Source organism: Microbacterium sp. NPDC055910 (genome assembly GCF_042271185.1).
Classification (GTDB): domain Bacteria; phylum Actinomycetota; class Actinomycetes; order Actinomycetales; family Microbacteriaceae; genus Microbacterium.
In genome coordinates this window covers 1-12,065 of the sequence record NZ_JBHJZS010000011.1, presented here as the reverse complement: position 1 = coordinate 12,065, position 12,065 = coordinate 1, and the positions used below count along the sequence as shown (strand labels likewise).

Below are 12,065 nucleotides of genomic sequence, written 5' to 3'. Positions count from 1 at the left end.
AACGTTGATCGCGGGGAAAGCGAGGCTCACCGCATGAAGGTTGCCGCATCAGCGGACTGGCGACAGTCCATTCCATTCGAGACGCCGATGCTGGTCGCCGATCTCGTGCCCGGCGAGCCGACGCGCTGCTTCACCTGCGGCATGTCGTCGGAGCCCCGTGAGCGCACCGAGCTGTGGGCGTTCAAGCACCGGCATCCACGTCATCACGACGGTTTCGTGCGCTTCTACTGTCAGCCGCATGTTCCCGTCGTCACCCGCCCGGAGCCTGTCGCTGCGCCGGCGCGTGCCCGTGCGGCATCCCGACCCGAGCGCACCAGCGCACCGCGCCGCACCCCCGCGGCGGACCCGAAGCCGCGCGCGATGTGCCCGTCGTGCTTCGTCGAGGTGTCGGCGAAGGGCGAGTGCGGCATGTGCGGCGCGTCGGTCGTATAGCCCACATGGCGCGCGGGGAAAACCCCGTGCGTCCGCGCCGTGCCGGGTGACAGAGTCGAACCATGTCGACCAACGTCCGGATGCTGCGCTGTGAACCCGAGCACGTCTTCGACGTGCTCTCGAACGGATGGCTCTACCCTTCGTGGGTCGTCGGCGCCTCGCGCATGCGCGACGTCGACGCGACGTGGCCGCAACCCGGCGCTGAGCTGCATCACTCGTTCGGGGTGTGGCCTGCGCTCATCGACGACACGACCGTGAGCCTCGAGTGGGACCCTCCGCGGCGTGCCGTGCTGCGGGCGCGCGGCTGGCCGCTGGGCGAAGCCCGCGTCGTGATCGACGTGAAGGCGCACTCCGCCGGGCGGTGCCTCGTGCGCATGCAGGAGGAGGCCGTCTCGGGCCCCGGGCGCTTCGTGCCGGCGCCCGTGCTCGATGTGCCGCTGTACTGGCGCAACCGCGAAACCCTGCACCGCCTCGCCTATCTCGCCGAAGGCCGCGCGATCACGGCCGAGCCCTCGACCGCCGAGCGCGAGGGCACGCAGGACTGAGGCCGGGCGGGCTGGGGCCAGCGGGGTGGAGCCGGGCGGGGTGGGCCAGCGGAGGCGTTGGGTGCGCGGCATCCCTTCGTTTGCCTCACTTTGCTGGCCGAGCTGTGCTCTTTGAGCACTTTGAGGCAAGTGAACTCGGGGGTGGCTGGTTCAGTTGCCTCACTTTGCTGCGCGTGGTCAGCGCGCAGCGCAGTTCGAGGCAAATGAGCTGACCGAGGTCAGGACTGCAACGGATGCTTCGGGCGCGCCCAGCGGGCGGGGAGGTCGGGGCCGTCCCACACCTGCACGACGCCCCAGACGGCCGCGGCGATCGGCACGGCGAGCACGGCCCCCACGATGCCGCCCAGCGCGGTGCCGCATCCGTTCGGTTGCCTCATTTTGCTGGCCGAGCGGTGCTCTTTGAGCACTTTGAGGCAAATGAACTCGGGGGTGGCTGGTTCAGTTGCCTCACTTTGCTGCGCGTGGTCAGCGCGCAGCGCAGTTCGAGGCAAATGAACCAAGCGAGGTCAGGCTTGCAACGGATGCTTCGGGCGAGCCCAGCGCGCCGGAAGGTCGGGGCCGTCCCACACCTGCACGACGCCCCAGACGGCCGCGGCGATCGGCACGGCGAGCACGGCCCCCACGATGCCGCCCAGCGCGGTGCCGACGGTCAAGGCGACCAAGATCACGAAGGCGTGCAGCTTCATCGACCGGCCCATGAGCACCGGCTGCAGGAAGTTGCCCTCGAGCTGGTTCACGAGCACGACGACACCGACGACGAAGAGGGCGTTCACCCAGTCGTTCGCGACGAGGGCGACGAGGGCCGCGAGGATGCCGGCGAGCGTCGCTCCGACGATCGGAATGAACGCGAGCAGGAACACCAGCACGGCCAGCGGGATCGCCAGCGGCACCTGCAGGATGAGCAGACCGATCAGGATGCCGATGGCATCGACGGCCGCGACGGTCGCTGTTCCTCGCACGTAAGACCCGAGCACCGACACCGTCTTGTCGCCGATGCGACGGGCGCGGGCGTAGTTGGCGCCGCGGAAGGGGCGCAGCAGGAACTCCCACATGCGCGGACCGTCCTTCAGGAAGAAGAACAGGATCACGACCATCAGAACCAGGCCCGTGACGAAGCTCGCGACGGCGCCGATGCCGGCGATCGCGCCCGATCCGAACTGCGCGCTCGTGACGAAGTCGCCGAGAGCGGCGAGCCACTCGTCGATCTGGTCGGCCGAGAGGAAATCGAACGGCAAGGTGTTGATCCAGGCGAGCAGGCTCTGGACGCCGTCTTCCGCTTGCGCGTATAGCTCGTCCCACTGGTCGCGTACGGCCCAGACGATGAGCCAGCCGAGGAGCGTCAGGATCACGACGATCGCCAGCAGGGTCAGCACCGTCGCGAGCAGCGGAGGGAAGCCGTGTCGCCGCATGAGCCGCATGACGGGCGAGAACGCCGACGCGAGGATGAGCGCGATCACGAGGGGGATGGTCACGAGCGTCAGCGTCTGGATGACGAAGATGATGCCGGCGGCGACCGCGACGACCAGGATCACCTGCAGCGCCCGGATCGCGAGCTTGCCGAAGCCGTCGGCCCACAGGCTCCACGTCTGGCGTGTGGCCTCGAGCTCGATCGATGCATCCTCGAGGCGGATGGTTCGTGGTTCTCTGCGGAAGAACAGTCCCATACCGAGACGGTACGCGCTGAAGGCTCGGCACGGAAACACTCCGCCCAGATGAGGCTTGGGGTTGCGCGGGTCGACGCTCTGCTCTAGGCCGTGTCAGATCGGGACTCCGCCGGCTCAGACCGGGAGATCTTGTGAGGACAGGCGGATCTGCGGCAGGATGCCCCGTCCCAGCCGGAACTCCTGATCTCGCGGTGCGTCCCGCCGGCGCCGCGAGAATGTTACGTCCTTTCGAGGCGTCGATGTGCGTTCTGGTCATGATGACCATTAGAGTCTGGAAATGTGCTGCCTTTCCGGCGTGCACACGTGAGCGAAGGAGCTGTGCATGTCTCGTATCGGCATAGTCGCTGAGCGTCCGGGGGAAACCCGGGTCGCCGCGACGCCGGCGACGGTGGTGAAGCTGCGCCAATTGGGTTACGACGTTTCGGTCGAATCGGGGGCGGGTACCGCGTCGTCGTTCCCGGATTCCGCGTTCGCCGAGGCGGGCGCCGACATCGTCGACACGGCGGCGGCGTGGGCCGCGCCCATCGTCTTGAAGGTCGACGCGCCGACCGATGAGGAGATCGGTCATCTCTCTGACGGCGCGACGATCGTGGGTCTGCTGAGTCCCGCACTCCGGCCGGAACTGCGGGCTGCGCTCGCGGTGCGCGGGATCACGGCGATCGCGATGGACGCCGTGCCGCGCATCTCGCGGGCCCAGCCGATGGACGTGCTGTCCTCGATGGCGAACATCGCCGGCTACCGGGCCGTCGTCGAGGCGGCGAACGAGTTCGGCCGGTTCTTCACGGGTCAGGTGACGGCGGCGGGCAAGGTGCCCCCGGCCAAGGTGCTTGTGGCCGGGGCCGGTGTCGCGGGGTTGGCGGCCGTGGGCGCGGCATCCAGTCTCGGTGCGATCGTGCGCGCGACCGACCCGCGTCCCGAGGTCGCCGACCAGGTCAAGTCGATCGGAGGCGAGTACCTCAAGGTCGAGGTCGCGGTGGAGCAGTCCACCGACGGCTATGCGAAAGCGACGAGCGAGGCGTACGACCGGCGTGCGGCGGAGATGTACTCCGAGCAGGCGGCCGATGTCGACATCATCATCACGACGGCGCAGATCCCGGGGCGCGCCGCGCCGCGTCTGATCACGGCGGCCGATGTCGCGACGATGAAGCCCGGCTCGGTCATCGTCGACATGGCAGCCTCGTCGGGCGGCAACGTCGAGGGCTCGGTCGCGGGGGAGCGGGTCGTCACCGCCAACGGCGTGATCATCCTCGGATACACCGACCTCGCGGGTCGGCTCGCCGCTCAGGCGTCGCAGCTGTACGGCACGAACCTCGTGAACCTGCTGACGCTGCTCACTCCGGGCAAGGACGGTCAGCTCACGCTGGATTTCGAGGACATCGTGCAGCGCTCGGTGACCGTCGTGCGCGACGGTGTCGAGACGTGGCCGCCGCCGCCGGTGCAGGTCTCCGCCGCGCCGCCGGCCGCGAAGCCCGCCGCCGTGGTCGCGCCCGTGGCGGGACCCGCGCGCAAGGCCCCGAAGATCATCGGGTTCGCCGCCGCGGCTGTGCTGCTGTTCCTCGCCGCCGCTTTCGCGCCGCAGCCGCTGCCGCAGCACCTGACGGTGTTCGCCCTCGCGGTCGTGGTCGGCTTCTATGTGATCGGCAAGGTCGCGCACGCGCTGCACACCCCGCTCATGAGCGTCACGAACGCGATCTCGGGCATCATCATCGTCGGCGCCATGCTGCAGCTGACCACGGATGACCTGGTCGTGCAGATCCTCGCCGGCGTGGGCGTGCTGGTGGCCAGCATCAACATCTTCGGCGGGTTCGCCGTGACCAGACGCATGCTGCGCATGTTCTCGAAGGGGGACGCCCGATGAACCCGGAAGCGATCGCCACCGCCGCGTATCTCGTCGCGGCGCTGCTGTTCATCCTGAGCCTCGCGGGGCTGTCCAAGCACGAGACGTCCCGCGCGGGAGTGTCCTACGGCATCGTCGGCATGACCATCGCGCTCGTCGCGACGATCTGGCTGATGTCGCAGTCGCCCAGCGACGGGATGATGACGGGCCTCATCATCATGCTCATCGCGATCGTCATCGGCGCCGCGATCGGCCTGTGGCGGGCACGCGTGGTCGAGATGACCGGCATGCCCGAGCTCATCGCGCTGCTGCACTCGTTCGTCGGTGCCGCCGCCGTGCTCGTCGGCTGGAACGGCGCACTGTATGACGGGGGCCTCACCGGGGCGCTGCGCGACATCCACCACGCCGAGGTCTTCATCGGCGTGTTCATCGGTGGCATCACCTTCACCGGGTCGATCGTCGCGTTCCTGAAGCTGTCGGGCCGCATCTCGTCGAAGCCGCTCGTGCTGCCGGGCAAGAACATCCTCAACCTCGGCGCTCTCGTCGTCTTCGCCGGGCTGACCGTCTGGTACGTCATCTCGCCCGAGATGTGGATGCTCGTCGTCGTCACGATCCTCGCCCTCGCTCTGGGCTGGCACCTGGTCGCCTCGATCGGCGGCGGCGACATGCCCGTGGTCGTGTCGATGCTCAACAGCTACTCGGGCTGGGCGGCGGCCGCGGCGGGCTTCCTGCTCAACAACGACCTGCTCATCGTCACCGGTGCGCTCGTCGGATCCTCGGGTGCCTACCTCAGCTACATCATGTGCAAGGCGATGAACCGGTCGTTCTTCTCGGTCATCGCCGGCGGTTTCGGTATCGAGGCGCCCAGCTCGGGCGACGAGGACCACGGTGAGCACCGCGAGATCGACGCGGCGTCGGTCGCGGACATGCTCGCGGGGGCGTCGTCGGTGGTCATCGTGCCCGGCTACGGCATGGCCGTCGCGCAGGCGCAGTACCCCGTCGCCGACCTCGCGCATCGCCTGCGCGAACGCGGTGTCGACGTGAAGTTCGGCATCCACCCCGTCGCGGGACGCCTGCCCGGGCACATGAACGTGCTCCTGGCCGAAGCGAAGGTGCCGTACGACATCGTCCTCGAGATGGACGAGATCAACGACGACCTCGCGCGCACCGACGTCGTGCTCGTGATCGGCGCGAACGACACCGTCAACCCCGCCGCCGCCGAGGATCCGGGTTCACCGATCGCGGGCATGCCCGTCGTGCGCGCGTGGGAGGCCGAGAACGTCATCGTGTTCAAGCGATCGATGGCGTCGGGTTATGCCGGCGTGCAGAACCCGCTGTTCTTCCGCGAGAACGCGCAGATGCTCTTCGGTGATGCGAAGGACCGCGTGGAGGACATCCTCCGCGACTTCTGACCGTGCCGGGGTGTCGACAACTCCGGACAAAAGTGACTCCCGACGGCTTCACGCCGTCGGGAGTCGCTGTTTCCGGAGTTGTCGATGGGTCAGTGGGCCGCCTCGTAGGCCTCGATGACCGATGCCGGAACTCGGCCACGATCCGAGATCCGGAATCCGTTGTCTTTCGCCCAGGCGCGGATGCCGCTGTAATCGCTCTGCCCCGAGCGGCGGCGCGTGCGGGTGGCGTTGCCGCCCGTGGTCGTCGTGCCCCGCGAAGCGGAGATGCGGCGGCCGGCCGCCACGAAACGCTCGAGGGAATCGCGCAGGGACCGTGCGTTCTCGGCGCTCACGTCGATCTCATACGCGACGCCGTCGAGCGAGAAGAGTACCGTTTCACCTTCACCCACTTCGAGGACGGTGCCGTCCAGATCGTCGACGAGTTGATGCACAATTCTGCGAGCCATGGAAGCACAATACGCCTATATCGCTCCCGTGACTATTCGATTATTTCGACACCACAATTCAGGTGATAGTCATTCCCTCGATCCGCAGAACGAAATGCGCATTTCTGATGCGCGGCATCTGCTGCTCAAGGAAGAATTCCCGCGCGTCGCGCCTTCACGACCGCGGCGTGCCGACTCGAGACATCGAGTTTCGCCATCGCCGATTGCAGATACGACTTGACGGTGACTTCTTTGAGGCCGAGGATGACGGCGATCTCGGCATTGCGCGAACCCACCGCGGCGCACGCGAGAACGTCGGTCTCACGGCGCGAGAGTCGCACGTCCGGTTCAGCCGGGGTGTCCGCGGTCTCGGCCGACAGGGCGGCCAGGCGCCGCTCGACGTGCTCGAGCCGATCGCGCAGCGCCGAGTCGCTCACCGACGACGCGATCGTGCGCAGCTCGACATAGCTCTGCCGCAGCTCTTCTCTCGCCGAGACGCTCAGCGACCCCGCCGGCGTCGGAGGCATGGCCGCGGCGAGGCGGCGCTCGACCTCGTCGCGTACGCGCAGCTCGGTGGCGAGGTCGCTCGCGATGTCGAATGCGGGACCGGTGACGACATCGCCCACGGGGGACTCGGACCACGACCCGCAATACAGCACGCCGCGGGCGCGACCGCCGACGAGCACGGGGACCGCGAAGAGCGTCGCGATCCCCTCACCGAGCACAGCCCGGTCGTAGTCGTGCGTGATGACGCGCGACGACCGGTAGTCCAGGGCGAGCCGCGGGCGCCGCTCGACGAGGGCGCGACCGCCGAGACCTCGACCCGCCTGCACGACGAGGCCCTCGAGGTGGCGCGTGCGCGCTCCCGCGATCGCGGAGATGTGCACGGCGCCGTCGCGCTCGAAACCACCGAACGCGACCGGGAACCGGGTGCGCCGGGTCAATTGGTCGACGGCGCGTGCGACGAGCTGCGCATCGACCTCGAGGGTCGTCGGAGCTGCTCCCACCGCCTACCTGCTTCCGGGTGCGGCGACGCCGCCGCTTTCGTAGCGACGACGATACCACCGGGCCGATGCCGCCTCCCGGCCCCGAACCCGAACCCGCCCACATCCTGCACCCCCGAGAGGCGCAGCCGGGGCGCGAACGGCCTACACGCTCGCGCCCCGGCTGCCGGTGCGGCCGGCGAGTGCCGCGTGCTCCATGTCGATGAGGTACCTCTTGAGGGCGGGGTGGCGCCCGTACTGACCGAGCGAACCGTCGGCGCGCACGACGCGGTGCGCGGGCACGACGATCGAGAACGGCGTCGTCGCGCACGCCGTTCCGACCGCGCGCGCGGCCCCGGGGCGCCCGGCCATGATGGCGACTTCTCCGTAGCTGGCCGTCTCGCCGTAGGGGACCTCGCAGGCCGCCTCGAGCGCGTCGCGCCGGAATCCGCGCACGAGCCGCCACTCGAGGTCGACGGTGAACTGGCGGCGCTCGCCCGCGAAGTACTCGTCGAGCTGCGCGGCGGCCGTCACCGCGGCATCCGTCGTCTCGGGCTCGGGAACCGCGCCCAGTCGTCGCGACAGCTGCTCGAGCTCGACGCCGAGAGGCGCGTCGAAGGGCGCGAGCGACACGATGCGCTCGCCCTCGGCCACGATGAGGATGTCGCCGACGGGAGAGGGATGGACGAGGAAGCGCGGCGTCGGAGCGGTCATGGGGACCATCCTGACGCGCCCGAGCGTGCCGCGGCGCGGGAAGCGACGAGCGGGGGAATGCGGATCGTCGATGCACGATGGGGAGGAACGGGTGCTCCTAATACCGTGAAACCCGGCGCGGATGCAAGCACCGCGGGCAGGGGGCACCTAATGTGGCTGTCGTGTGGCGATCGAATGGCAACACCGTGATCGGTGACGAGGACTCGGAGGGCGCGACGGTGACTCCGGCAGACCTCGGGCTGTCCGATCCCGGCGTCGAGGTGGCGCACATCGCCGACCCCGAACGCGAGCGACTGCGCCGCGAAGCCGCCCAGCTCGGCGGACGCTCCACGCTGCTGCACTACACGGACCGGGACGACGCCGGCATCGAGATCACGCAGGCCCACCCGAGCAGCCTCCCGCAGTTCCTGACCGGCCGGTCGACGCTGCTGTCCAACCTCTTCCGCGACGAGGTCGCGCTGCGCAATGCGCGCCTGGCCGCCGAGCGCATCACCGCCAAGAGCGTCGAGCTGCGCACGACCCGCGGGCTCGACACCGTGCACCTCGCCGTCGGTCTCGCATCGTGGCGCATCGCCGGCCTCGTCTGCACCGCCCCCGTGCTGCTGCGTCCCCTCGCGATCCGGCGCCACCAGGCGGACTTCGAGGTCAAGCTGCACGGCCCCATCACGCTGAACCCCGAGCTCGCCCGCGCCCTGCGCACGCACTTCGGCATCGAGATCGACGCCACCGCGCTCGCCGCGCTCGCCTACGACGAGGGCGTCTTCAAGCCGCAGCCGGTCATCGACCACCTGCGCGCCATCACGCGCGACATCGCCTCGTTCACGGTGCATCCGCGGCTCGTCGTGTCGAGCTTCGGCGACGTGGGCGCGGCGATGGCGACGGATGCTGCGAACCTCGACCACCCCGTACTGAATGCGCTCGCCGGTCACCCGGGCGATCGCGAGCGGCTCGCGACGCGCGTCACCGTGCCGACGCGGACGAACCCCGATGAGCGACCCCCGGCATCCGACACGCTGCTGCTCGATGCCGACGCCGAGCAGGAGCGCGTGCTCGAGAAGATCGCGGCGGGGCAGTCGCTCGTCGTGCACACGCTGCCCGGCACGGGCGGCACGCAGACCGTCATCAACGCCGTCGGCCAGCTCGTGAAAGACGGCAAGCGCGTGCTCGTCGTGAGCGCTCGCCGCTCGACGCTCGAGGGCGTGCGTCACCGCCTCAGCGGCGTCGGGCTGCCCGGGCTCGCCGTGTCGCCGCGGCACGTGCAGCGCGACCTCATCCGCGCGATCGGCCGCAACGAGAAGGCCGAGCCGCCCAAGGTGTCCGACATCGACGACGCGCTCGTGCGGCTGCGCGGCGTGCTGCGCGACTATCGCGGCGCCGTCACGTCGCAGCATCCGACTCTTTCGGTGTCGGTCCTCGACATCCTGCGCACCCTCGCCGAGCTCACGGCGCGCGAACCCGCGCCGGCGACGACGGCGCGCTTCGACATCGGAGCCCTGCAGCGGCTCGCTCCCGTGCGCGCCGAGGCCGCCGCGAAGCTCGCCGCCGCCGCGCGGCTGGGCGAATTCCGCTTCGGACCCGACGACTCGCCCTGGTACGGCGTCTCGTTCGAGACGACCGAGGAAGCCCGCAACGCCCACGGGCTCGCGTCGCGCCTGCACCGGCAGGACCTGCCCGCACTGCTCGAGCGCGGCTACGAGCTCATCGCGCAGACGCGCATGCGCCCCTTCCGCACGATCGCCGAGCTCGGCGTCTATCTGCGACTGCTGCAGGGGATCCGCGATTCGCTCGACCGGTTCAGCCTGACGGTGTTCGAGCGTCCGCTGGGCGAACTGATCCAGGCGCACGGGCCGCGGCGCGACGCCCCCACCATGACGGGGGCGAACCGGCGACGCCTGCGCCGGCTGTCGAAGGAGTACATCCGTCCGGGCGTGCACATCGCGGACATGCACGAGGCGCTCCTGCGCATCCAGCAGCAGCGCACCGAGTGGCAGCGGCTCGTCGAAGCGGGCGTCGCGCCCGAAGTGCCGCTGGGCCTCGGCGACGTGCAGGTCGCATGGCAGCGCGTCGACGCCGAACTGGCCGAGCTCGATCGCACGCTGGGCCGCTCCGAAGCGGACCGCCTGGCGACCCTGCCCGTCGCCGAGCTCGTGCGCACCGTCGCCGGCCTGGCCGCCGAGTCCGACGTCTTCGACAACCTCGTCGAGCGCGCGACGCTGCGCACCGAGCTGTCGCAGCTCGGTCTCGAGCCGCTCCTGTCCGAACTGTCGGTGCGCCACGTGCCCGAAGACCTCGTCGGACCCGAGCTCGAGTACGCGTGGTGGCAGTCGGCGCTCGAGCACCTGCTGCGCAACGACCGCGGCCTGCTCGGGGCGAACACGGCCGTCGTCGACCGGCTGGAGCGCGACTTCCGGCTCGTCGACGAAGCGCATGCCGCGGCATCCGGTCCGCTGCTGGCCGCGCAGCTCGCGACGCAGTGGCGCATCGGGATCGTCGATGAAGCCGGCGAGGCGACGGCGCTCAAGCGTCTGCTGAAGGACGGCAAGGCGACCCCGTCGCAGCTCTTCGCGGCCGCTCCGACCCTGCTGCGCACCCTCGCGCCCGTCTGGCTCTCGTCGCCCTACGACGTGCCCTCGATCCCCGACGCGTTCGGCTTCGACGTCGTCATCATCGCGGATGCCGGTGCGCTCTGCGTCGCCGAAGCGGCACCGGCGCTGCGCCGCGCACGGCAGGTCGTCGTGTTCGGCGACCCCGTGACGCAGAAGCCCACGCCGTTCGGCGTCGCCGCGGTCGTCGGGCCGCCCGCCGACGACGAACCCGAGGTTCCCTTCGACGACACGAGCCTGTTCGAGCGCTTCGCCGACATCGTGCCCGTCGAGACCCTCACCCGCAGCTACCGCGCCGGCGGAGAAGACCTCGCCGAGCTCGTCAACGCAGCGTTCTACGGCGGCGAGATCGTGTCGTACCCGTGGGCCGGGTCGTATCTCGGTCGCGGCAGCTTGAGCGTCGACTACGTCGAAGGCGGCACGGGCGCGCCCGATCCCGTGAGCGGCGCCGTCGAGAGCCCCGACGCCGAGGTCGCGCGCGTCGTCACCCTCGTCGTCGAGCACGCCGTCAACCGCGGCAGCGAGTCGCTCATGGTCGTGACCGCCAGCGCCAAGCACGCCGAGCGGGTGCGCGCCGCGGTCGAACGGGCCTTCGCGGGACGCTCCGACGTCGCCGACTTCGTCTCGCGCGACACCGCCGAGCCGTTCGCCGTGCTGACCCTCGAGGAATCGGTGGCCGAGAGCCGCGACCGCGTCGTCTTCTCGCTCGGGTTCGGGCTCACCAAGCACGGCCGCGTGCTCAGCGACTTCGGCGACCTGTCGACCCCCGACGGCGAGCGCCTGCTCACGGTCGGCATGACCCGCGCGCGCCGCTCGATGGTGATCGTGTCGTCGATCCGGCCCTCGTCCTTCGACGACGGACGGCTCGAGCACGGCGCCGCGACGCTGATGGGGATCCTCGGGGGGATCGCCGCGCGCTCGCGCGACGCCCGCCTCGAAGACCTCGCCGACCCGCTCACCCTCGCGCTCGCCCGCGAGCTGCGCAGCCTCGGGGTCGCCGTCGACGTGCACTACCGCGGCACGCTGCCGCTCGTCGCGCAGTTCAAGGGCAAGGCGGTCGTCGCCGAGAGCGACCCCGAGACGATCGGCGAGTCGCTGCGCGAAGCGCTGCGCCTGCGACCCCAGATCCTGCGGCGCCTGGGCTGGCACTACGTGCGCGTGCACTCGTTCGACCTGTACAGCGACCCGCGCGCCGTCGCGACCCGCATCGCCGAACTGCTCGGCGTGGGGCCCGAAGCGCCGCGGGCAGAGCAGCAGACGCAGCCCATCGATGTCGACTGACGACGACCGGCAGAAGCTCGTGCGGGTGCCCGGTTCTCGCCGGGTGAGGCTCACGCCCGTCGCCGGGGCCACGGACGAACCCCTGGCGGAGGACGAACCGGATGCCGCGGCATCCGGTTCGTCGTCAGGCCCGAACGACGAGCGCATGCGCCAGGACGTCCCCCCGCAC

11 protein-coding genes are annotated in these 12,065 nt (G+C 70.1%); 6 read left to right on the top strand and 5 right to left on the bottom strand.

Annotation, left to right across the window (positions count from 1 at the left end; all coding sequences use genetic code 11):
* The first annotated feature begins 33 nt into the window (after positions 1 to 33).
* Both ACFC3F_RS07055 and ACFC3F_RS07050 read left to right on the top strand, forming a co-directional pair.
* Complete coding sequence (locus ACFC3F_RS07055; RefSeq protein ID WP_376127985.1) at positions 34 to 432, top strand: glucose-6-phosphate dehydrogenase; 399 nt, start codon at positions 34 to 36, stop codon at positions 430 to 432.
* 62 nt (positions 433 to 494) lie between these two features.
* Positions 495 to 977: an SRPBCC family protein gene (locus ACFC3F_RS07050; protein WP_376127983.1), complete on the top strand. Its 483-nt coding sequence runs from the start codon at positions 495 to 497 to the stop codon at positions 975 to 977.
* Between the two features lie 218 nt (positions 978 to 1,195).
* On the opposite strand, the gene ACFC3F_RS07045 is transcribed toward ACFC3F_RS07050, so the two are convergent.
* Both ACFC3F_RS07045 and ACFC3F_RS07040 read right to left on the bottom strand, forming a co-directional pair.
* Positions 1,196 to 1,354 (bottom strand): hypothetical protein, encoded by a 159-nt coding sequence (locus tag ACFC3F_RS07045; protein WP_376127981.1) that lies wholly within the window; start codon positions 1,352 to 1,354, stop codon positions 1,196 to 1,198.
* A 129-nt stretch (positions 1,355 to 1,483) separates the two neighbouring features.
* The gene (locus tag ACFC3F_RS07040; RefSeq protein ID WP_376127979.1) at positions 1,484 to 2,641 is read right to left on the bottom strand and encodes an AI-2E family transporter; all 1,158 of its coding nucleotides are present in this window, start codon (positions 2,639 to 2,641) and stop codon (positions 1,484 to 1,486) included.
* A gap of 322 nt (positions 2,642 to 2,963) precedes the next feature.
* On the opposite strand from ACFC3F_RS07040, the gene ACFC3F_RS07035 reads away from it, so the two are divergent.
* Together ACFC3F_RS07035 and pntB are read left to right on the top strand one after the other, a co-directional pair.
* Complete coding sequence (locus tag ACFC3F_RS07035; protein WP_376127977.1) at positions 2,964 to 4,499, top strand: Re/Si-specific NAD(P)(+) transhydrogenase subunit alpha; 1,536 nt, start codon at positions 2,964 to 2,966, stop codon at positions 4,497 to 4,499.
* Positions 4,496 to 5,890 carry a Re/Si-specific NAD(P)(+) transhydrogenase subunit beta gene (pntB, locus tag ACFC3F_RS07030; protein ID WP_376127976.1) on the top strand — a complete coding sequence of 465 codons (1,395 nt, stop codon included), beginning with the start codon at positions 4,496 to 4,498 and terminating at the stop codon, positions 5,888 to 5,890. Before ACFC3F_RS07035 ends, pntB begins: the two co-directional genes overlap by 4 nt.
* An 89-nt stretch (positions 5,891 to 5,979) precedes the next feature.
* On the opposite strand, the gene ACFC3F_RS07025 is transcribed toward pntB, so the two are convergent.
* The 3 genes from ACFC3F_RS07025 to ACFC3F_RS07015 form a co-directional block, all read right to left on the bottom strand.
* Positions 5,980 to 6,336, bottom strand: a complete 357-nt coding sequence (locus ACFC3F_RS07025; protein ID WP_376127974.1) for an Lsr2 family protein — start codon at positions 6,334 to 6,336, stop codon at positions 5,980 to 5,982.
* A 125-nt stretch (positions 6,337 to 6,461) separates the two neighbouring features.
* The gene (locus tag ACFC3F_RS07020) at positions 6,462 to 7,322 is read right to left on the bottom strand and encodes a LuxR C-terminal-related transcriptional regulator (RefSeq protein ID WP_376127972.1); all 861 of its coding nucleotides are present in this window, start codon (positions 7,320 to 7,322) and stop codon (positions 6,462 to 6,464) included.
* A gap of 141 nt (positions 7,323 to 7,463) precedes the next feature.
* On the bottom strand, positions 7,464 to 8,012 hold the full coding sequence (locus tag ACFC3F_RS07015; RefSeq protein ID WP_376127971.1) for a methylated-DNA--[protein]-cysteine S-methyltransferase: 549 nt from the start codon (positions 8,010 to 8,012) through the stop codon (positions 7,464 to 7,466).
* Between the two features lie 161 nt (positions 8,013 to 8,173).
* Between ACFC3F_RS07015 and ACFC3F_RS07010 the strand changes: the two genes are divergently transcribed.
* On the top strand, positions 8,174 to 11,896 hold the full coding sequence (locus ACFC3F_RS07010; protein ID WP_376127969.1) for an AAA family ATPase: 3,723 nt from the start codon (positions 8,174 to 8,176) through the stop codon (positions 11,894 to 11,896).
* Positions 11,886 to 12,065: hypothetical protein (locus ACFC3F_RS07005; protein WP_376127967.1), on the top strand; the 180-nt coding region annotated here is incomplete at its 3' end. The genes ACFC3F_RS07010 and ACFC3F_RS07005, both read left to right, overlap by 11 nt.

Coding starts and splice junctions, on each gene's coding strand:
- ACFC3F_RS07055 (WP_376127985.1), top strand. CDS start 34: ATGAAGGTTGCCGCATCAGCGGACTGGCGACAGTCCATTCCATTCGAG.
- ACFC3F_RS07050 (WP_376127983.1), top strand. CDS start 495: ATGTCGACCAACGTCCGGATGCTGCGCTGTGAACCCGAGCACGTCTTC.
- ACFC3F_RS07045 (WP_376127981.1), bottom strand. CDS start 1,354: ATGAGGCAACCGAACGGATGCGGCACCGCGCTGGGCGGCATCGTGGGG.
- ACFC3F_RS07040 (WP_376127979.1), bottom strand. CDS start 2,641: ATGGGACTGTTCTTCCGCAGAGAACCACGAACCATCCGCCTCGAGGAT.
- ACFC3F_RS07035 (WP_376127977.1), top strand. CDS start 2,964: ATGTCTCGTATCGGCATAGTCGCTGAGCGTCCGGGGGAAACCCGGGTC.
- pntB (WP_376127976.1), top strand. CDS start 4,496: ATGAACCCGGAAGCGATCGCCACCGCCGCGTATCTCGTCGCGGCGCTG.
- ACFC3F_RS07025 (WP_376127974.1), bottom strand. CDS start 6,336: ATGGCTCGCAGAATTGTGCATCAACTCGTCGACGATCTGGACGGCACC.
- ACFC3F_RS07015 (WP_376127971.1), bottom strand. CDS start 8,012: ATGACCGCTCCGACGCCGCGCTTCCTCGTCCATCCCTCTCCCGTCGGC.